Below are 19,405 nucleotides of genomic sequence, written 5' to 3' on the forward strand. Positions count from 1 at the left end.
ATGTGGCACTGCGCCTTCGCCGGTGCAAGAAATTCTATCCGACGCGGTCCTTCGCGCGCTTGCCATCGCCTTTCCCCTTCCCTAACAGCCGGACGCCGCAGAAATGCTTGGAAAAGTTGCGGTCGAAACCAGTTCGGGAAAGCAGGGCGAGATGGCGCGGATCGTGATGAAATTCGGGGGCACGTCGATGGCGGGCACCGAGCGGATTCGCACCGTCGCGAAGCTGGTTGCGCGCGAGGTCGCCAATGGCAATGAAGTTGCCGTCGTCGTCTCGGCGATGGCCGGCGATACCGACCGTCTTGTGAACTTCTGCCGTGAAGCGAACCCGCGCTATGACCCGGCCGAATATGATGTCGTGGTCGCGTCGGGTGAACAGGTGACGTCGGGCCTGCTCGCGCTCACCCTTCAAGCGATGGGCACCCCCGCGCGCAGCTGGCTCGGCTGGCAACTCCCGATCCGCACCGAAGAAGCGCACGCCCGCGCGCGCATCGCCGACATCGACACCGGCGCGCTCGCCGCCGCGATGGCGCGCGGCGAGGTTGCGGTGATCCCCGGCTTCCAAGGCCTGATGGAAGACGGCCGCGTGTCGACGCTCGGCCGCGGCGGATCGGACACCAGCGCCGTCGCGGTCGCTGCCGCGCTGAAAGCCGATCGCTGTGACATCTACACCGACGTCGACGGCGTCTATACCACCGACCCGCGCATCGTCGCGCGCGCGCGCAAGCTCGATTACGTCACCTATGAAGAAATGCTCGAACTGGCGAGCGTCGGGGCAAAGGTGCTGCAAACGCGCTCGGTCGGGTTGGCGATGAAAGAGGGTGTGCGCGTGCAAGTCCTGTCCAGCTTTGTCGAGGGCGACGAAGCCCCCGCCCGCGGCACGATGATCGTCAGCGACGAGGAAATAGAGGAACATCAGATGGAACGGCAGCTGATCACCGGCATCGCCCACGACAAGAATGAAGCCAAGGTCATCGTCACCCGCGTGCCCGACCGGCCGGGCGGCGTCGCCAATATCTTTGGCCCGCTCGCCGCGGCGGGGATCAACGTCGACATGATCATCCAGAACGTCGGCCGCGACAAGGGCGAGACCGACGTGACCTTCACCGTCCCGCAAACCGACCTTTTGCGCTCGATCGACCTGCTTGAGGCCGCGAAGGAAAAGATCGGCTTCAACCGCATCATCAGCGACGACAAGGTCGCGAAGATCAGCGTCGTCGGGGTCGGCATGAAAAGCCACGCGGGCGTCGCGAGCACGATGTTCCGCGCGCTGGCCGACCGCGGCATCAACATCCAGGCGATCTCGACCAGCGAGATCAAGGTCAGCGTGCTGATCGACGAGGATGAAACCGAACTCGCGGTGCGCGTGCTGCACACGGCTTACGGGCTCGACGCCGACTGACGGAGGGGGCGCACCTAGGGTCCTGACCCCAGTCCCGCTCAATTCCAATCGCGCGCCAGGAAACGCTCCTTCGCACCGCCCAGCACGGCAATGGCGCGTTCGACATTGCGCCGCCGCGCCACGTCCGATTTCAGATTGGCCAGATAGCGCAATATCTCTTTCTGCAGGCTGGGCGCGAGGGCATCCCAACGCGTTTTCGCCGTTGGATTGTTGTCGAGGCGCACGACGAAGTCGGGCAGCATGTCGTGCTGCGGACCGCTTCGATACTCCTCGTCGAAAACAACCGCCACATCGACCATGTCGCCATGACGACTGTTCGATGCTTTGCGAGCAACGCCGTCGAGATAGAGATAGAAGCCTCCGTCGCCCGCAGGCATCATGTTGACCCGCCGGGGCGGATTCGGCTGTCCATTGATCTGGACAAGCACGGGCATCGGTCGCCTCCACCCGGCCTTGATCCGACCTGCGCGCGCCCGGGTTACCCACACATAGGGGTTGATGCCCCGCAGTTCGATCTTCGCTCTAAAATTCATCTCGCTCCTGTAACAGAAGGATGGGATTGGCGAGCGCGCAATAGGACGCCGCGAACATTGGGGAGGCGGCTTGAAAAAGGACCCGCCCGCAGGCCCATGTCCCTGCGAGCGGGTCACGACCCGTCGCCGATGTGATGTCACCGGCCCCGCGGCATGAGGCAGGACCGGTGCGCACGATCAGGCGAGGTCGAAACGGTCGGCGTTCATCACCTTGGTCCACGCCTGGACGAAGTCCTTGACGAATTTTTCGCCATTGTCGGACTGCGCATAGACTTCGGCGACCGCGCGCAGTTCCGAATTGGACCCGAACACCAGGTCGGCGCGGGTCGCTCGCCAAGTTTCCCCGCCGCCCTTGCGGTCGGTGGCGACATATTCCTGATCGTCCGACCCGTCGACGGCCTTCCAGACATTGGTCATGTCGAGCAGGTTGACGAAGAAGTCGTTGGTCAGCTGGCCCGAACGCTTGGTGAAATGGCCGTGGCCGCGCTCGCCGTGGTTGGCGCCGAGGACGCGCAAGCCGCCGACCAGCACCGTCATTTCGGGGACCGAGAGGCCGAGCAGCGACGCGCGGTCGAGCATCATTTCCTCGGTCTTCACCGCCAGCTTCTTTTTGCCGAGATAGTTGCGGAAGGCGTCGGCTTCGGGCTCCATCACCGCGAAGCTGTCGGCGTCGGTCTGTTCGGCGGTTGCGTCGCCGCGGCCGCCGGTGAAGGGCACTGCGACGTTGAAACCCGCATCCTTGATCGCCTTTTCCAGCCCGACCACACCGCCAAGCACGATGGCGTCGGCCATCGACATCGATCCGCGCAGGCCGTCGAGGGTGCTCAGCACCTTGGCCAGCATCTCGGGCTCGTTGACCTCCCAGTCCTTTTGCGGCGCCAGCCGAACGCGCGCGCCATTGGCGCCGCCGCGGTGGTCCGACTTGCGATAGGTGCTGGCCGACGCCCAGGCGGTCTTGATCAACTCGCTGACGGTCAGACCGCTCGCGGCGATCTTTTCCTTCACCGCCGCCACTTCGGCGTCCGACGGCATCGTGCCCGCCGGGATCGGATCCTGCCAGATCAGGTCCTCGGCGGGAACTTCGGGGCCGAGGTAGCGGATCTTGGGCCCCATGTCGCGGTGGCACAGCTTGAACCACGCGCGCGCAAAGGCATCCTTGAACGCTTCATGGTCATTGCGGAACTTCTCGCTGATCGCACGGAACTCGGGATCCATTTTCAGCGCCATGTCGGCGGTGGTCATCATGGTCGGAACCTTGATGTTGGGATCCCACGCCGCCGGGGCCATATCCTCCGGCTTCTGGTTGATCGGCTGCCACTGCTGCGCGCCCGCGGGCGAATGGACGAGCTCATAATCATAATCGAGCAGCAGGCGGAAATAATTCTCCGACCATTCGGTCGGGGTGTTGACCCACGATCCTTCGATGCCGCTGGTCACGGCATGTTCGCCGATACCGCCGCTGTCGTGGCTGCTGACCCAGCCGAAACCCTGCGCCGCCAGATCGCCACCCGAAGGTGCCGCGCCGAGCAGCGACGCGTCGCCATTGCCATGCGCCTTGCCAAAGGTGTGGCCACCCGCGGTCAGCGCGACGGTTTCTTCCGAATTCATCGCCATGCGCTCAAAGGTCGCGCGCATGTCGCGCGCCGATTGCAGCGGATCGGGATTGCCGCCCGGCCCTTCCGGGTTGACATAGATCAGACCCATCTGGATCGCGGCGAGCGGGCCTTCGAGCGCTTCCATGCCCTTGTCGGGATCGATGCGGGTCTGAACGCCCTCATTGACCCATTTGTCTTCGCTGCCCCAGTAGATGTCGCGCTCGGGCTCGAACACATCGGCGCGGCCGCCGCCGAAGCCGAACACCGGGCCGCCCATGCTTTCGATCGCGACGTTGCCGGTCAGAATGAACAGGTCGGCCCAGCTGATCTTGTTGCCATATTTCTGCTTGATCGGCCACAGCAGGCGGCGTGCCTTGTCGAGGTTGCCATTGTCGGGCCAGCTGTCGAGCGGCGCAAAGCGTTGCTGCCCGCTGTTGGCGCCGCCGCGGCCGTCCGCGGTGCGATAGGTGCCCGCGGCGTGCCACGCCATGCGGATGAAGAACGGGCCATAATGGCCGTAGTCGGCCGGCCACCACGGCTGGCTGTCGGTCATCAGCGCCTTCAGGTCATCTTTCAGCGCCTGATAGTCGAGCGACTTGAAAGCTTCGGCATAATCGAAATCGTCGCCGAGCGGATTGGAGGGGCCGTTCGGGTTGAGGATTTCGGTTGCCAGCATTTCGGGCCACCAATCCTTGTTGGTGCGGCCGAGCAGCGAACGGACGCCACCCTGATGGACCGGGCAACCGCCGGCGGCGTCGATGGGGGTCTGATCGTTCATACAGTCTCTCCTTTATGGTTTTGATCGATGGCCTGTCGCAATGACCGGCGCGTGACAGGGGGCCGGGTTGCGGAAGGAATTTGCGTCGCGCGCGGCGCGAGTCGGAGCGTCTCCCTTGATTTGACCAGGCAAGGATAGGCGGCCACGCCCAATCGACCTAACCGAATAAGCTGAACTCAGTAATTGACTATGCCGATCATTACCGCACTGCCCGCGCCGCGTCGCGGGGCTCCACCGCGGAACTGCCACGCCCCGGCGAATGCCGCCGGGCGCGCGGAACATTGGCGGGTGGTGGCCGGTTGCTCCGATGTCGCCACCGTCAACCGGCGACTGAAGGAGAAGGAAAGTGGCCAACAGCCCCAACCAGCAGAACGAGCAGAACCAGCAGGCAGAACGCGACGAAGAACGGCGCCGCCAGCAGGAGCAGCAGGGCGGACAGAACCGTCAACCGGGAAGCGACGAGCGCCCCGACGCCGATCGCGAAAACCGCCAGCAGCGCTGAGCATGATGCGCATGTGAAAGGGGCCGCCCACGGGCGGCCCCTTTTCATTTTGGTCGGTGCGGGTCGTCAAAAACTGACTTTGACCGTCCCGCCCCAGGTGCGCGGGTCGCCCGGTTGCCCGGCGATCAGCCCGACATTGCCCGGCGCCACTTGCAGCGTTTCGATATAATTGACGTCGAAGGCGTTGCGGACCCAGCCAAAAATATCGAACCCCTCGGCGCGGAAGCCGACGCGGAAATTGGTCAGCGCATAGCCCTTTACATCGGTGTAGATCGAAGGCGACGCATTGGAGTTCCAGCGTGAGCGATAATTGCCGTCGACGCCCAGATAGACCTGGCCATCCTTTGCGAGCAACGTGGCGGGAATGTTGGTTTCCGCACCATAGGAAAAGGCCCATTTCGACACCCCCGGCAGATCAGCCCCCGAAATATCGCACTCGCGCGGGCTGAGCGCACCGGGGACGCCGGGCTGCGAATAATCGGGCGCCGCATTCGCTGGCTGGAATGTCCCGCCGGACAATTCGGGCGGGCATGGCGCGTTGGTGAAGCTTTTATATTTGGCATCGGTATAGGCGCCGTTGGCATAAGCGGTGAACCGGTCGCTGGTGCGGATCTTGAAGTCTGCCTCGATACCCTGCGACACCACTTTTTCGGCGTTCGCCAGATAGCCGCGCACCGTGCCGAACTGGCCGCCGTTCACCGTCGCCTGGAAATTCTTGATCTCGGTCCGGAACGCGGTGAGGTTGAAGGTCGCGAGGCGGTTCAGGAATTGCGTCTTGAGCCCGATCTCGTAATGATTGACCGATTCCGGTTTGACCGTGCTCGCGCTCAGCACCGGCTGGTTGTTGGTGTCGAGCGGCAAACCATTTTGGTTGATGCCAACGGTCTTGAAGCTTTTCGCATAGGTGGCGTAGGCGAGCACGTCGGGTGCGAGCTTGTAGTTCACGTTCAGATCATAGCTGAAATTCCAGTCGCTGACCGACGGCTCGGTCAGCTGCGGCTGATAGACGCCGCACTGTGCGGTGAGCACCGCATTGTCGGCGGTTGCCGCCGGGGCGCAACTGGCAATCACCTGCCCCGCACCCGTGGTCACGACACGCTGATAAAAGCCTTCTTTCTTGTCATAATTGATGCGGATGCCCGGCTGGATGGTCAGTTCGCGGGTCAGCTTGTAGCTGAGCTGTCCATAGAAAGCGGCGCTGTCGGCTTTCAGGAATTGGGTGTTGGAGGCGGTCAGACCGTTCAGCACCTCGGGCCGGTTATAGACATTGTTCGGATCGGTCGATGGCGCGAGGCTGTAACGCGTCGCGTCGATGCCTTGCTGCTCGGTGCCCTGCGTATCGATCCGCTGCCGGAAAGCGAACAGTCCCGCGACGAAATCGATCGTGTCGCCCTCATAATTATAGCGGAACTCCTGACTGTACTGGTCCTGCTGCGACGGATTTTGCGAGCGCGAGACCACCGACGCGCCGGTGAAATCGCGATCATTCTCGGGCTTCCAGTCCCAGAAGCGCCACGCGGTGATCGAGGTCAAGGTGCCCGGCCCGACATCCCATTTGACGCGCAGCGATACGCCGCCAATCTTGTTGCCCGCGCTCAGGCTGGCATCGATGTCGGTCAGCCGGTCGTACACATTGCGGCTGGGGACGGTGTAATTATAGCCGGGATTGGCTGCCTGAAGCCGCGCGATGATCGCGTCATATTGGCGGTTCAGCGCACGCTGGGTCGGCCCGACGCGGACGAAGGCGGTGCCGCAGCATTCGGGATCCTGCTGGCTGTAATCGCCGGCCAGCGTGATGCTGAGATCCTCGTTGGGCTGAAACAGCAGCTGGCCGCGCAGGCCGAGATTGTCCTGTTCGTTGATCCAGCGATCGGTGCGGGTGTTGAACAACGTACCGCGGCGGCTGGTCGCAGCGATCGCGATGCGCGCGGCGATCTTGTCGGTCAGCGGCCCCGACACGGCGGCTTTCGCCTGCCGGTAGTTGAGATTGCCGACACTGACTTCCGCCCGCCCCTCGAAATCAAAGGTCGGCTGGTTGGTGGTGATGTTGATCGCGCCCGCGGTGGTGTTCTTGCCGTAAAGCGTGCCCTGCGGCCCGCGCAGTACCTCGACCTGATCGACGTCAAGGAAGTCGAAGGTCGCGGCGGCAACGCGCGAGTTATAGACGTCGTCGACATAGATGCCCACGCCCTGTTCGAACCCGTCGCTGGTCAGGCCATAAGGCACCCCGATGCCGCGGATATTGACCGACGTGTTGCGCGGGTTCGTCGTATAGACCTGAAGCGTCGGGGCGAGCTGTTGCAGCTTTACGACGTTGAAGTTGCCGGTCGCCTCGATCGAATCACCGCGGATGACCGAAATCGCGACCGGCACTTCCTGTGCGGTTTCCTGGCGGCGACGCGCAGTGACGATGATGATGTCGCCGCGGCTGATGTCATCGTCGACCTGCGGAGCGGTGACGGCGGGGTCCGACGACGCGGCCGTCGCCGACTCGGCCGCGGCGGCGGGATGGGCCGCGATCGCAAGTATCAGTCCGAGGGCAAAAGGCGTGGGCCGCACGGATCGGCGGCCGAAAAAATTTCGAGCAGTCATGGCAATTTCCTGTTGCAAAGAAATTGCCACATCCGGTGGTCCGGTCTGCGGCATAGAGTGGGGGCTTCATTGCCCCGTCGGGAGGCGGCTTAATTGGGGTAGCGGTGGCGTTCGGTGACATCGACCTGCACCAGCTTCCCCTCGTGGACGGTAAGCTGGATCGCGCCGAAGCGCAGTTTTCCAAGCGCATCGAGCACCGTCTGGACGGCGCGCGAGGGCGGGGCCGGGTCGCCAGCTTTCTGGTTGGACGAAGTGGTCACGATTTTCCTTTCCCTGATGCGATTCGCCCCGAAAGTATATGCCAAGTGTTTTAGTTGACAATAATTGATTTGCTTTCTGCGCCGAAAGGTTCGGTTCGTGCGGCCAAGCGCACGGCGATGTCTACTCGGTTCGCCGCGATGTAAATCGCAAGGGATTGCGCGCGAGTCCCAGTGCTGGCAAAGGCAGCCACAATGAGCAAAATGAACGAACTGATGGCGCGCGGGACCGACCTGCTCGGCAGCGATTATGCCATCCTCTGCGGCGCGATGAGCTGGGTTTCCGAACGCCAACTGGTCAGCGCGATCAGCAATGCGGGCGGGTTCGGCGTGATCGCGTGCGGCGCGATGACCCCCGAACTGCTCGACACCGAAATTGCCGCGACCAGGGCGCTCGCGACGCGGAACTTCGGCGTCAACCTGATCACCATGCACCCGCAATTGTTCGAACTGATCGATGTCTGCGCCAAGCATGGCGTCGGCCATGTCGTGCTGGCGGGCGGGCTGCCGCCCAAGGGCAGCCTTGAGGCGATCAAGGCGTCGGGTGCCAAGGTCATCTGTTTTGCGCCGACATTGGCGCTCGCCAAAAAGCTGGTCCGGTCGGGCGTCGACGCGCTGGTGATCGAAGGCATGGAGGCAGGCGGCCACATCGGTCCGGTATCGACCAGCGTGCTGGCGCAGGAAATCCTGCCCACGCTGGCGGACGAGGTGCCGATCTTTGTCGCGGGGGGCATCGGCCGCGGCGAAGCGATCGCCGCCTATCTGGAAATGGGCGCCTCGGGCGTCCAACTCGGCACCCGCTTCGTGTGCGCGACCGAGAGCATCGCCCATCCCAATTTCAAAAAGGCGTTCATGCGGGCATCGGCGCGCGAAGCCGTCGCCAGCGTGCAGATCGACCCGCGCCTGCCCGTCATCCCGGTCCGCGCGCTGAAAAACGCGGGGACCGAGGCGTTCACCGCCAAGCAGCGCGAGGTCGCCAACAAGCTCGACCGGGGCGAAGTCGACATGATGGAAGCGCAGCTGGAAATCGAGCATTATTGGGCCGGCGCATTGCGCCGCGCGGTGATTGACGGCGACGTCGAAAATGGTTCGTTAATGGCAGGGCAATCTGTCGGTATGGTATCCGAAGAAGAAAGCGTCGCCGAAATCGTCGCAACTTTGGTGCAACAGGCCGAAGCCGCGTTGCAGGCGCGGGGTTGATGCCGCATGGTCATGCGGTTGGGGAGTGGATTATGAATTTGTCGCGGAAGATCGTCGTCGCGGTTTTGCTGGCCAGCGTTGCTGCCTGTGCGCCCAAGCCGCCCCCGCCGCCTCCCCCGCCGCCGCCGCCGCCCGTCGTGGTCGTGATCCCGCCGCGCCCGTTGCCGCCGGGCAATGCGTCGCTGACCCAGATCCTCCCCGGTCGCGGCATCGACGGCCGGTTCGTGACCGCGAACAGCGGCGTCACCGGCGACCGCGCCTTCTGGCAGCTGAAGATCGCCCTCAACGTCGCGGCCATCGGGTGTCGGGGCGTGGAGGAAGCCACGCTGGTATCCGCCTATAACGGGATTATCAAAACCCACGCGCGGGTCATTAAATCGACCGAAAAAACGGTGATTACCGACCTGGGCAAGGCAAACAAGACCAACGGCATCAAGGAACGCGACCGGTTGTCGACGCAATTGTTCAACTATTTCGCGCAGCCGCCGGCGCAGCGGGCGTTCTGCGCGCGCGCCAACGAAGTCGCGCAGCTGGTGTCGTCCGTGCCGACCGCACAGATCGTCGAACAAGCCCCCCTGCATCTCGCGCGTCTCGACGAGCCGTTTCACGATTTTTACGAGGCCTATGCCCGCTATCAGGCCGACGTTGTGGCCTGGGACGCAAAATATGCGCCGCCGCCGCCGATCATGAGCGCGCCCGCCGCGCCGGTGGGGCCGACCACCACCAGCGACAGCAGCGCCGCCGGACCGCAAGCTCCGACCTCGCCGACGGGAACCAACTGACCGGCAGCGCCGCAATCGCCGATTGTTGGGGGCGGCAGCGCGCGGGCAATAGCGTTCGGGTGCGCCATCTGTTAGCAGGGGCGCAATGACCAACGCCCCCCCTCCCCCCTCTTCGGCCGCCCAGTCGGCGCGCACCATTCTGACCCGGTTGCACGAGGTGATGGCGTCGCGCGCCAACGCGCAGGGCAAGCTCAACCAGGTCGTCGGGATCATCGGCGAATGTCTCGATAGCGAGGTTTGCTCGATCTATCTGCTGCGCGACGGCGCGCTCGAACTCTACGCAACCCGTGGGCTGAAACAGGAAGCGGTTCACGTTACTCGCCTGGGCCTTGGCGAAGGACTGGTCGGGATGATCGCCGACCAGATCGAAACGCTCAACCTCGACGAAGCCGCAGCACACCCCGATTTTTCCTATCGTCCCGAAACCGGCGAGGAATTGTTCCACAGCTTTGCCGGGGTGCCGATCATCCGCCGCGAGCGCGCGGTCGGCGTCCTGTGCGTCCAGCACGCCGACCCGCGGCGCTACGCCGACATCGAGATCGAAACGCTGCAGACGGTCGCGATGGTGTTGTCCGAACTGATCGCCAACGCCGATCTGGTCGATACCGCGGCGCGGATCGATGCCGCCGCCGCCGACCAGTCGGCGCAGCGGCTGACCGGGCAAAAGCTGGTCGACGGCATGGGCGCGGGCGTGGCCGTGTTCCACCAGCCGCGCATCACCATCGAACATACCGTCGCCGACGATACCGAGGCCGAGCGCCACCGCGTCTATGCGGCGTTCGACAAGATGCGCGAACAGATCGACCGCATGGCCAGCCAGGCTGATTTCGGCGTCGGCGGCGAGCATGAAGAGGTCATCGAGACCTACAAGATGTTCGCCTATGACGAAGGCTGGTCGCGGCGGATCAACGAAGCGATCGACAGCGGCCTGACCGCTGAGGCGGCGATCGAGCGCGTCCAGCAGCGCACCCGGATGCGGATGCGCCAGATCGACGATCCGCTGCTGCGCGACCGGATGCACGACCTTGAGGATCTGTCGAACCGCCTGATCCGCATCGTGTCGGGGCAGATGGGAACTGCGGCGCAAATGGGCCTGCGGCAGGATTCGATCCTGATCGCGCGCAACCTGGGTCCGGCCGAACTGCTCGAATATGATCGGCGCCGGCTGAAGGGCGTGGTGCTCGAGGAAGGATCGCTCACCGCGCACGTGATCATCGTGGCGCGCGCGATGGGGGTACCGGTCATCGGCCGGGTCAGCGATGTCCGCTCGTCGATCCGCGAGGGCGATCTGCTGCTCCTCGACGCCACCGCCGGCGCGGTGCATGTCCGCCCGACGCAGGCGGTGCAGGACGCGTTCGACGCGAAGCTCGAGATTTCACAGAAACGGCGCGCCAATCTGGCGTCGCTGCGCGACCTGCCCGCGGTGACCAAGGACGGTGTCGCGATCGAGTTGATGATCAATGCCGGGCTGCGCGAGGATGTCGCGGCGCTCGACCTGACCGGCGCGCGCGGGATCGGGCTGTTCCGCACCGAATTCCAGTTTCTGGTGTCCGCCACCCTCCCCGCGCGAGAACGCCAGCAGCGGCTGTATCGCGATGTGCTCGACGCCGCGGGTGACCGTCCGGTGATCTTTCGCACCGTCGATATCGGCGGTGACAAGGCGCTGCCCTATATGAATGTGCGCGACGCGGCGCTCGAGGAAAATCCCGCGATGGGCTGGCGCGCGCTGCGTCTGGCGCTGGAACGCGAAGGCCTGCTGAAGGTTCAGGCGCGCGCGTTGATGGAAGCCGCGGCGGGGCGGACACTGAACGTCATGTTCCCGATGGTGTCGGAACCCTGGGAATATGAGGCGGCACGCAACCTGTTCGTCGCACAGCGCGCCTGGCTGGCACAGCATAACAAAAGGCTGCCTGTCGCCATTCGATACGGCGCGATGCTTGAGGTGCCCGGGCTACTCGAAACGCTCGACCTGATGTTGCCGCATCTCGATTTCCTGTCGGTCGGCACGAACGACCTGACCCAGTTCCTCTTCGCCGCCGACCGCGCGCACCCGCGGCTTGCCGAGCGTTACGACTGGCTGTCGCCGACGGTCATGCGCTATCTGGCGCGCGTCGTGCGGACGGTGGCGGGAACCAAGGTCGCGCTGGGCGTATGCGGCGAAATGGGCGGGCGGCCGCTCGAAGCCATGGCCCTGCTGGGCGTCGGTATCGAACGCCTGTCGATCACCCCCGCAGGTGTCGGCCCGGTCAAGGCGATGATCCGCTCGCTCGACCTCGGCGCGCTGCGCGCAGATATGCCGGCGATTCTGGCGCAGCCGTCATCAAGCCCCCGCGCCCAGTATCAGGCGTGGGCGGAGGCGCATCAGGTCGATTTAGGCGTGTGACCTTTTTCAGCCCTTGCCGAACAGCCAAGGTTGAACCAGCGCGCAAAGACGGTGTGCGGCATATATGCAAAGCACCGCGACGACCGCTCCCGCAATCGTATCGATCAGATGGTGGCTGCCGTGCAGCAGGGTCCCGACCCACACAAGGATGTTGAACGTCACCGCGGGCCAGCGTAGCGCGCGGATCGGCCACAACGCCCATGCCGAATGCAGGGCCATGACGGTGTGATAGCTCGGGAAGGTAATCAACCCCATCATCGGCGCACGCGCGAGGTCGAACAATTCGCCCGTCCGGAGCTGCATGACCTGGACCACGGTGTGTCCTTCGGACGTCAGCACCATTGCCGGATGATCTGCGCTGGTCAGGCCAAGATAGCCGTACGCGCCGACTGCGGGCAGGAAAATCGCAACGATATGGACGACAACCAGCGCGAGGAATTGGGCGGTCACGAACTTCATCAAACGGACATTCTGGCACGCGAAAAGCAACGCCAAAAATATCACTCCCACCTGCGGCCCGGCCTGCTCATATGCAAACCGGGTCAGGTCTACCAACGCCGGATAACCGGCGAACCAGCGCAGCATCGCAGCCCAGTCAAAACCCATAGCCCGGTCGATCGCGTAGAGATTATCGTCGACCAACGGGAAGTGGGCACCCGCGGAATAGACCAGATAGCCCGTTGCCGCGCCAAATATGCTGCCCAGTTGAAGCGCCAGCACAAAGCCGAGCGTTGTGGCAAAGACCGGTCTGAAACGAACCGTGCAATACAATACGGCTAAACAACCTGCGACCGCCGCAATTCCCAGCCGGGACAAATCAGGTACCAGACGGACATTCGCGAATAGCCATAGTCCGCCAAGCGCAGCGAAAAGCACCGCGCTGCCCGCTGCAACCACTATTGACGCGACAAGCTCTTCGCGATTCGCCACCGCGGTCCAGTGGGCAACAAGACTGCGCAGATCGAAACGCGCGGGCTGAAGGGATGTTGTGGCCATCGGACGGCGTTAACTATCCGCGCCCAATTAAGATCCTGTAAATCAGCCCTGTCCGCTCCCTGCCATCGGGAACAAATCCGACAGTGACAAGTAAAATGTTTATGATATGTTCTGATTAGCAAAAAGGAGAATATATGAACGATGAAGCTCCCCGCGCCACCGGCCAATGCCATTGTGGCGCGATCCGTTATTCGATGACCACCACCGTGCAGCATCATGCGCTGTGCCATTGCAGCGATTGTCGGCGCCATGCAGGTGCGCCGATGGTCGGATGGGCGCTCGTCGGACAGGACGAGATCGAGACTACGGGTACGCCCAAAATCTATGCGTCGTCCGAGCATGGCCGCCGCCATTTCTGCGGCGAGTGCGGCACCGGGCTGTTCTATACCAGCGAGGCGATTTTTCCAGGGCAGATCGACGTCCAGTCCGCGACGCTCGATGATCCCGGCCTGATCCCGGCGCAGGTGCAGATCCAGACCGCCGAACGCATCGGCTGGATAGAAAAGCTGGACAGCCTGCCCGCGTTCGAGCGTTATCCGCCGTTTGAATAGGGCGCGGCGCGGATCGTTTGCGCAGCTTTGGTCTTGTTTGCGCGCGGCAGCGCATCATCCCCCGCCCCGCATCCGGCGTTGCTCGTCCCACCAGGCGATACGTTCGGCGATCCGTTTTTCGAACCCGCGATCGGTGGGCTGGTAATAGGTCTGCGCGCCCATCCCTTCGGGCCAGTAATCGGCGCCTGAAAAGCCATCGGGGGCGTCATGATCATAGGCATAACCCGCGCCATAGCCGAGATCCTTCATCAGCTTCGTCGGCGCGTTGAGGATGTTCGCGGGCGGCGCGAGCGACCCGGTGTCGCGCGCCGACGCGAACGCCGCTTTTTGCGCTGCATAGGCGGCATTCGATTTGGGCGCAGTGGCCAGATAGAGGCACGCCTGCACGATCGCGAGTTCGCCCTCGGGTGAGCCGAGAAATTGATAGGCGTCCTTGGCGGCGAGGCATTGCACCAGCGCCTGCGGATCGGCGAGGCCGACGTCTTCGCTGGCAAAGCGCACCAGTCGCCGCAGCACATAGAGCGGCTCCTCGCCTGCTACCAGCATCCGTGCAAGGTAATAGAGCGACGCCTGCGGGTCCGACCCGCGCAGCGCCTTGTGCAGCGCAGAAATCAGATTGTAGTGGCCGTCGCGATCCTTGTCATAGACCGGCATCCGGCGGTGCAGAAACTGCGCGAGCTCGCTCGATCCCAGCGGGTTGCGGATTGCGGCGGCGAACAGCGTCTCAACCTGATTGAGCAGGAAGCGGCCGTCGCCGTCGGCGCTCGCGACCAGCGCGACCTTCGCCTCGTCGGTAACAGGCAGGCCGCGCCCGACGTCGGCCTCGGCGCGCGCAACCAAAAGCGCGAGCGCGTCTTCACCCAGCCGGTTCAGCACCAGCACCTGCGCCCGCGACAAGAGCGCGGCGTTCAGGGCGAAGCTGGGGTTCTCGGTCGTCGCGCCGACGAGCACCACCGTGCCGCGCTCGACATAGGGCAGGAACCCGTCCTGCTGAGCACGATTGAATCGGTGAATCTCGTCGACGAACAGCAAGGTTCGCTTGCCCGCCGCGGCCATTTTTTCGGCATCGGCAAAGGCGGTCCGCAGGTCGGCAACCCCAGAGAACACCGCCGAGAGAGCCGAAAACCGCATCCCTACCGCTTCGGCCAACAGGCGCGCGATCGTCGTCTTGCCGGTCCCCGGCGGTCCCCACAGGATGATCGACGACAATTGCCCCGCCGCCACCATGCGCCCGATCGCACCCTCCGGTCCGGTCAGATGCTCCTGCCCGACGACGTCGGCCAGCGTGCGCGGGCGCAATCGCTCGGCAAGCGGCGCCAGGCCGTTCGCGGCGTCCTCGCGCCCGACCGGGGCGTCGTCGCCGAACAGGTTATCGGCCATGCGGCCCTCAGCCCCCGTGCCGCTGTTTCTGGCGGATCAGGCGCAGATAAGTGTCGGCGACCGCCTGGTTGATCGCGTCCCACTGATAGGCTCCGCTTTCGCTCACCGCGGCCGCACCATGATCGCCCCGAAGCGGGATGTCGTCGCAATAATGCTGGAGATGATCGGCAAAGCCGGTGATCGAGCCGGGCGCCACGAGATAGCCGGTCCGGCCATGTTTGACGATGCTGGCGCTGCCCGTGGCGCGCGCCGCGACGACAGGAAGCCCGCACGCCATCGCTTCCAGGGTCACATTGCCAAAGGTTTCGGTGACCGACGGATTGAAAAAGATGTCGCACGAAGCAAGCGCCCGCGCCAGATCCACGCCGCCCTGAAATCCTATGAAATGCGCGTCGGGCAGGCGCGATTCGAACCAGTCGCCCGCTGGTCCCTCACCGATCACGACAACCCGGTGCGGGACACGCCGGCGCGCCAGGGCGTCGATGGCGTCGGCGAACACGTCGAGCCCCTTTTCCATCACCAGTCGACCGAGGAACGCGATCGCGGGAATATCATCTTCGATCCCGAGCCCGCGGCGCCAGTCCATGTCGCGGCGACCTGGGTTGAAGACGTCCTGCTCGACACCGCGCGTCCAGATGCCGATGTCGTAGTTCATCCTCTGGTCGCGCAGCACCTGAGCAAAGCTTTCCGACGGCGCGATCAGCGCGTCGCATTTGCGATACAATTTGCGCAGCCAGGCGACGATCACCGGTTCGAGGAACGACAGATTATAGTAGCGGAAATATGTCTCGAACCGGGTGTGGACCGAACAGGCGACCGGGATCCGCCGTCGCCGCGCCCAGGCCGCAGCCTGCCGCGAGACGCGGTCGGGGCTGGAGATATGGAGCATATTGGGCGCAAATTCAGTGATGTCCTGCCGCACCCGCGACGAAAAGCTGACCGGAATGCGATACTCGCTGCGACCGGGGATAGCGAAGGACGGCACGCTGACCAGATCGCCGGTCGGTTGGAAATCCGGGTTTGCCACCGTCGGCGAATAGACCCGTACCGCGGCGCCTTGGGCCAGCAGATAGCCGACGAGGCGGTTCAGCGCCTTGTTCGCACCGTCGGTGGTCATGTTGTAATTGCCGCTGAATAGCGCGATACGCAGGTCGGAAACGTCCATTTCGCCTGCGCTAGTCCCTTGGGCGCGCAAAGGCAATCGGATCAGAACTCGTCGTTGCGGTCGAACGTTGCCTCCAGATCGACGACAACGGGCGGATGCAGCCGAACGCGGTGGACGCGGCGTTCGTCGGCCTCGGTCACCTCGATCCGCCAGCCGCTGGGATGGAGCAGGATCTCGCCAACCTCCGGGACGTGCCCCGCCAGCACCGCGGCAAGGCCGCCCAGCGTGTCGACATCTTCGTCGATGTCGGCCAGCCGCGGGTCGATCGCCTCGCCGACATCGTCGAGTTCGGCGCGCGCGTCGGCGTTCCAGCAGCCGTCGTCGCCGGGGGCGAACAGCGCGGTGGGTTCGTCATCATGTTCGTCCTCGATCTCGCCGACGATTTCCTCGACCAGATCCTCGATCGTCAGCAGGCCTTCGGTGCCGGAATATTCGTCGATGACGATCGCGAGATGGGTACGCTTGGCGCGCATTTCGGCGAGCAGGTCGAGCACGCCCATCGACTGCGGTACGTAAAGCGGCTGGCGGATCAGGTCGATCAGCGGGGGCGGCGGGCGCCCCTCGGCGAGCACCGCAAACACATCCTTGACGTGGATCATCCCGACCACCTCGTCGAGATTTTCACGGTACACCGGCAGGCGGCTATGCCCCGCCTCGGCAAAGGCGGCAACGATGTCGACGAAAGCCGTACTCTCCGGGATCGCAATGATGTCGGCGCGCGGCACCGCGACATCGTCCACCGTCTGTTCGCCAAAATGGAGCAGGTTGCGCAGCATCTTGCGTTCGATCGGCGACATATCGCCAACGATGTTGCTGCCACGCCGGTCGTGACCTTCTTCCTCGGCCTCGTCGATGACCTCTTCGATCTGTTCGCGCAGCGAAGGTTCGTTGTTCCCACCAAAGAGCAAATGTTTAAGCCCGGACAAAAGTCCGGATCTACTGTCCTCTTCCGATCGGTTTGAAGACCCTTGGTCGTCGGGCATTGCGGCACATTTCTCCGTTAATCCTGATCAACATATGGATTGGCGATGCCCAGCGATGCAAGCGCTTTCGTTTCCAGCGCCTCCATCGCATTGGCGCTTGTGTCGTCTATATGGTCATAGCCGAGCAGGTGCAGGGTGCCATGGACGATCAGATGCGTCGCATGGTCGGCGATCGAGACCCCTTTGCCTTCAGCTTCGCGGCCGCAGGTTTCAAGCGCCAGCACGATGTCGCCGAGCAGGATTTCGCCGTCGTCGCTGTTCGCCAGACCTTCGAGCAGATCGTCCTGCACTTGCGGAAAGGACAGTACGTTGGTGGGCATGTCCTTGCCGCGGAAATCACGGTTCAGGGTCTGCACTTCGGCGTCGTCGGTCAACCGCACCGCGACCTCGACCAGCGGCGCCGCATTGGCCAGCGCCGCGTAAGGCGTCAGCGCGAGGGCGGCCGCCACCGCTTCCGCGGCACGTGCCTCCCAATCGAGCGTATCGGGCCAGGGCGTGGCTTCATGGGTTTCGACGCTCAGCACGCAATATCTCGCGCAAGGGAAATGGCGGAAAACTGGGTAACTTCACTCGCAATTCGCGTTTTCCGGGCGGCGCGCGCGCCTGCTGGATGATCGTTGAAGGTCATGCCTATCCGCTACCGCGGCGCGGGAATGTAGGACAGCGTTTTTTCCGGTTCCGGTTTGAGGTGGGGAGTAGCCATCAATCCTCCCTGTGGCGAAGCCATGGGGAGGGGGACCGCTCGCGAAGCGAGGGGTGGAGGGGCAGCGACGGCAGCGCCATGGCCCCTCCGTCAGCGCTTCGCGCTGCCACCTCCCCATGGCTTCGCCACAGGGAGGATCGCTGGCCGCCGTTGTCACTCGCCCATCACCCTTAATGCACATGCCTCAGCTTGTCGGGGTTGCGCATCACATAGATGCCGGTGACCTTGCCATCCTCGATCTCGAGCGCCGTCGTTTGCAGTTCGCCGTCGGCCTCGCGCGTGACAAAGCCCGGCAGGCCATTGATCATCCCGGTGTGGACGAGCGTCGAGCCATATTTGCGCAGGAGTACCGCAACGCTGCGATGCACTTTCAATACCAGCGCCTTGCCCAGGATCGGAATCGCGGCGGCAGGGCGCTTGCCGCCGCCGTCCGCCCACATGCCGACGTCGGCGGCGAGCAGCGCGCCGAGCGCGGCCATGTCGCCGCTGCGCGAGGCCGCGAAAAAGGCGTTGGCGATCTCCATCCCGCGCTCCTTTTCAAGCTTGTAGCGCGGACGCGCGTCGCGGACGTGGGCGCGGGCGCGCGCGGCGAGCTGGCGGGTCGCCGCGGGATCGCGATCGATCGTCGCCGCCACCTCGTCGAAACCGACGCCGAAGACGTCATGGAGGAGGAAAGCGGCGCGCTCGAGGGGGGAGAGCCGTTCGAGCGCGAGCATCAGCGGCAGCGTGACATCGTCTTCCTCCTCGTCCCCGACCAGCGGATCGGGGAGCCATGGGCCGACATAGGTCTCGCGCCGACGACGCGCCGATTTGAGCTGGTCGAGGCAGAGCCGCGTCACGGTACGGCGGAGGAACGCCGCGGGCTCGCGCACCGCGGCGCGGTCGGCGGCGAGCCAGCGGATGAAGGCGTCCTGCACGACATCCTCGGCATCGGCGACCGAGCCGAGCATGCGGTAGGCAACGCGGGTGAGCAGCGGGCGCAGCGGGTCGAAAACACCCGCCGCGTCCATCGCGTCACCGGGGCGCGTCGCCGCCATCAGGCAGCCTTCGCCGCCGGGGTTTCGAGCCACAGGTCAAAACCGACCGCGATCCGGTTCCAGCCGTTGATGATGTTGATCATCAGGGTGAGGTTCACCTGTTCCTCCGGCGTGAAATGCGCCTCGATCGCTTCTTTCGCGGCCTCCTGTGTGTGGCCTTGCGACAAGGTGGTCAAGGCATCGGTCCACGCGAGCGCGGCACGTTCGCGCGGCGTATAGACGGGCGCCTCGCGCCAGGCCGCCAGCAGGTAGATGCGCTGTTCGGTTTCGCCGAGCGAGCGCGCATCCGCAGTGTGCATGTTGATGCAATTGGCGCAGGCGTTGAGGATCGACGCCCGGATCTTGACGAGTTCGACCAGGCTTTTTTCGAGGCTCTTTTCGATCGCGAGCGAGGCGCCCATCCACTGCTTCATCAGCTGCGGTGCGGCGGCGAAGGGGTCGGTTACGCGGGTCATGTCATGTCTCCTTCCAAGGGGTTACACGGACATGACGAGGCAGGATCGGCAGCTGTGACATGGCGCACGAAAAAATTCTGCGCGCTTGTGAAAAAATCCGGTAGCCTGCGCCCC

17 protein-coding genes are annotated in these 19,405 nt (G+C 64.1%); 6 read left to right on the plus strand and 11 right to left on the minus strand.

Translation table 11 applies throughout. From position 1 onward, the window contains the following. Positions 1-151: 151 nt before the first annotated feature. A complete protein-coding gene (locus tag IR187_RS04205) occupies positions 152-1,399 on the plus strand; it encodes an aspartate kinase (RefSeq protein WP_194953583.1) in 1,248 nt (415 codons plus the stop codon). Positions 1,400-1,437: 38 nt separating this feature from the next. Here the strand turns inward: IR187_RS04205 and IR187_RS04210 are convergent, their stop codons facing one another. Both IR187_RS04210 and katG read right to left on the minus strand, forming a co-directional pair. Continuing rightward, complete coding sequence (locus tag IR187_RS04210; protein ID WP_194953463.1) at positions 1,438-1,932, minus strand: YdeI/OmpD-associated family protein; 495 nt, start codon at positions 1,930-1,932, stop codon at positions 1,438-1,440. Positions 1,933-2,109: 177 nt separating this feature from the next. Beyond that, on the minus strand, positions 2,110-4,305 hold the full coding sequence (gene katG, locus IR187_RS04215) for a catalase/peroxidase HPI (RefSeq protein ID WP_194953464.1): 2,196 nt from the start codon (positions 4,303-4,305) through the stop codon (positions 2,110-2,112). Positions 4,306-4,651: 346 nt separating this feature from the next. Between katG and IR187_RS04220 the strand changes: the two genes are divergently transcribed. Then, positions 4,652-4,807, plus strand: coding sequence for a hypothetical protein (locus IR187_RS04220; protein WP_194953465.1), 156 nt, complete (start codon positions 4,652-4,654; stop codon positions 4,805-4,807). Between the two features lie 66 nt (positions 4,808-4,873). Here the strand turns inward: IR187_RS04220 and IR187_RS04225 are convergent, their stop codons facing one another. Next, entirely contained in the window at positions 4,874-7,399 is a 2,526-nt protein-coding gene (locus IR187_RS04225) for a TonB-dependent receptor (protein WP_194953466.1), read from the minus strand. Between the two features lie 89 nt (positions 7,400-7,488). Next, the gene (locus tag IR187_RS04230) at positions 7,489-7,659 is read right to left on the minus strand and encodes a YezD family protein (protein ID WP_194953467.1); all 171 of its coding nucleotides are present in this window, start codon (positions 7,657-7,659) and stop codon (positions 7,489-7,491) included. A 192-nt stretch (positions 7,660-7,851) separates the two neighbouring features. On the opposite strand from IR187_RS04230, the gene IR187_RS04235 reads away from it, so the two are divergent. The 3 genes from IR187_RS04235 to ptsP all read left to right on the plus strand — a co-directional run bounded on the left by IR187_RS04235 (position 7,852) and on the right by ptsP (position 12,021). After that, the gene (locus IR187_RS04235) at positions 7,852-8,856 is read left to right on the plus strand and encodes an NAD(P)H-dependent flavin oxidoreductase (protein ID WP_194953468.1); all 1,005 of its coding nucleotides are present in this window, start codon (positions 7,852-7,854) and stop codon (positions 8,854-8,856) included. 32 nt (positions 8,857-8,888) lie between these two features. Continuing rightward, positions 8,889-9,638 (plus strand): hypothetical protein, encoded by a 750-nt coding sequence (locus tag IR187_RS04240; RefSeq protein WP_194953469.1) that lies wholly within the window; start codon positions 8,889-8,891, stop codon positions 9,636-9,638. An 85-nt stretch (positions 9,639-9,723) separates the two neighbouring features. Further along, a complete protein-coding gene (gene ptsP / locus IR187_RS04245; protein WP_194953470.1) occupies positions 9,724-12,021 on the plus strand; it encodes a phosphoenolpyruvate--protein phosphotransferase in 2,298 nt (765 codons plus the stop codon). 6 nt (positions 12,022-12,027) lie between these two features. Here ptsP and IR187_RS16950 read toward each other — a convergent pair whose 3' ends face one another. Continuing rightward, the gene (locus IR187_RS16950) at positions 12,028-12,918 is read right to left on the minus strand and encodes a phosphatase PAP2 family protein (RefSeq protein ID WP_324187638.1); all 891 of its coding nucleotides are present in this window, start codon (positions 12,916-12,918) and stop codon (positions 12,028-12,030) included. A 233-nt stretch (positions 12,919-13,151) separates the two neighbouring features. Here IR187_RS16950 and IR187_RS04255 point away from each other — a divergent pair, with 233 nt between their 5' ends. Continuing rightward, positions 13,152-13,568, plus strand: a complete 417-nt coding sequence (locus IR187_RS04255; RefSeq protein ID WP_194953472.1) for a GFA family protein — start codon at positions 13,152-13,154, stop codon at positions 13,566-13,568. Positions 13,569-13,622: 54 nt separating this feature from the next. Here IR187_RS04255 and IR187_RS04260 read toward each other — a convergent pair whose 3' ends face one another. The 6 genes from IR187_RS04260 to IR187_RS04285 form a co-directional block, all read right to left on the minus strand. Then, positions 13,623-14,948 (minus strand): replication-associated recombination protein A, encoded by a 1,326-nt coding sequence (locus IR187_RS04260; RefSeq protein WP_194953473.1) that lies wholly within the window; start codon positions 14,946-14,948, stop codon positions 13,623-13,625. Positions 14,949-14,955: 7 nt separating this feature from the next. Further along, positions 14,956-16,113: a glycosyltransferase family 4 protein gene (locus tag IR187_RS04265; RefSeq protein WP_194953474.1), complete on the minus strand. Its 1,158-nt coding sequence runs from the start codon at positions 16,111-16,113 to the stop codon at positions 14,956-14,958. A 41-nt stretch (positions 16,114-16,154) separates the two neighbouring features. After that, positions 16,155-17,096, minus strand: a complete 942-nt coding sequence (locus IR187_RS04270) for a hemolysin family protein (RefSeq protein WP_194953475.1) — start codon at positions 17,094-17,096, stop codon at positions 16,155-16,157. Between the two features lie 17 nt (positions 17,097-17,113). Then, complete coding sequence (ybeY, locus tag IR187_RS04275; protein WP_194953476.1) at positions 17,114-17,620, minus strand: rRNA maturation RNase YbeY; 507 nt, start codon at positions 17,618-17,620, stop codon at positions 17,114-17,116. A 349-nt stretch (positions 17,621-17,969) separates the two neighbouring features. Then, positions 17,970-18,836 (minus strand): sigma-70 family RNA polymerase sigma factor, encoded by an 867-nt coding sequence (locus IR187_RS04280; RefSeq protein WP_194953584.1) that lies wholly within the window; start codon positions 18,834-18,836, stop codon positions 17,970-17,972. Continuing rightward, complete coding sequence (locus tag IR187_RS04285; RefSeq protein ID WP_194953477.1) at positions 18,836-19,291, minus strand: carboxymuconolactone decarboxylase family protein; 456 nt, start codon at positions 19,289-19,291, stop codon at positions 18,836-18,838. Before IR187_RS04285 ends, IR187_RS04280 begins: the two co-directional genes overlap by 1 nt. Positions 19,292-19,405: the final 114 nt, after the last annotated feature.

The organism is Sphingopyxis solisilvae, from assembly GCF_015475875.1.
In the GTDB taxonomy this organism is placed as follows: domain Bacteria; phylum Pseudomonadota; class Alphaproteobacteria; order Sphingomonadales; family Sphingomonadaceae; genus Sphingopyxis; species Sphingopyxis solisilvae.

Coding starts and splice junctions, on each gene's coding strand:
- IR187_RS04235 (WP_194953468.1), top strand. CDS start 7,852: ATGAGCAAAATGAACGAACTGATGGCGCGCGGGACCGACCTGCTCGGC.
- IR187_RS04225 (WP_194953466.1), bottom strand. CDS start 7,399: ATGACTGCTCGAAATTTTTTCGGCCGCCGATCCGTGCGGCCCACGCCT.
- IR187_RS04260 (WP_194953473.1), bottom strand. CDS start 14,948: ATGGCCGATAACCTGTTCGGCGACGACGCCCCGGTCGGGCGCGAGGAC.
- katG (WP_194953464.1), bottom strand. CDS start 4,305: ATGAACGATCAGACCCCCATCGACGCCGCCGGCGGTTGCCCGGTCCAT.
- IR187_RS04285 (WP_194953477.1), bottom strand. CDS start 19,291: ATGACCCGCGTAACCGACCCCTTCGCCGCCGCACCGCAGCTGATGAAG.
- IR187_RS04270 (WP_194953475.1), bottom strand. CDS start 17,096: ATGCCCGACGACCAAGGGTCTTCAAACCGATCGGAAGAGGACAGTAGA.
- IR187_RS04205 (WP_194953583.1), top strand. CDS start 152: ATGGCGCGGATCGTGATGAAATTCGGGGGCACGTCGATGGCGGGCACC.
- IR187_RS04240 (WP_194953469.1), top strand. CDS start 8,889: ATGAATTTGTCGCGGAAGATCGTCGTCGCGGTTTTGCTGGCCAGCGTT.
- IR187_RS04265 (WP_194953474.1), bottom strand. CDS start 16,113: ATGGACGTTTCCGACCTGCGTATCGCGCTATTCAGCGGCAATTACAAC.
- IR187_RS04255 (WP_194953472.1), top strand. CDS start 13,152: ATGAACGATGAAGCTCCCCGCGCCACCGGCCAATGCCATTGTGGCGCG.
- ptsP (WP_194953470.1), top strand. CDS start 9,724: ATGACCAACGCCCCCCCTCCCCCCTCTTCGGCCGCCCAGTCGGCGCGC.
- IR187_RS04210 (WP_194953463.1), bottom strand. CDS start 1,932: ATGAATTTTAGAGCGAAGATCGAACTGCGGGGCATCAACCCCTATGTG.
- IR187_RS04280 (WP_194953584.1), bottom strand. CDS start 18,836: ATGGCGGCGACGCGCCCCGGTGACGCGATGGACGCGGCGGGTGTTTTC.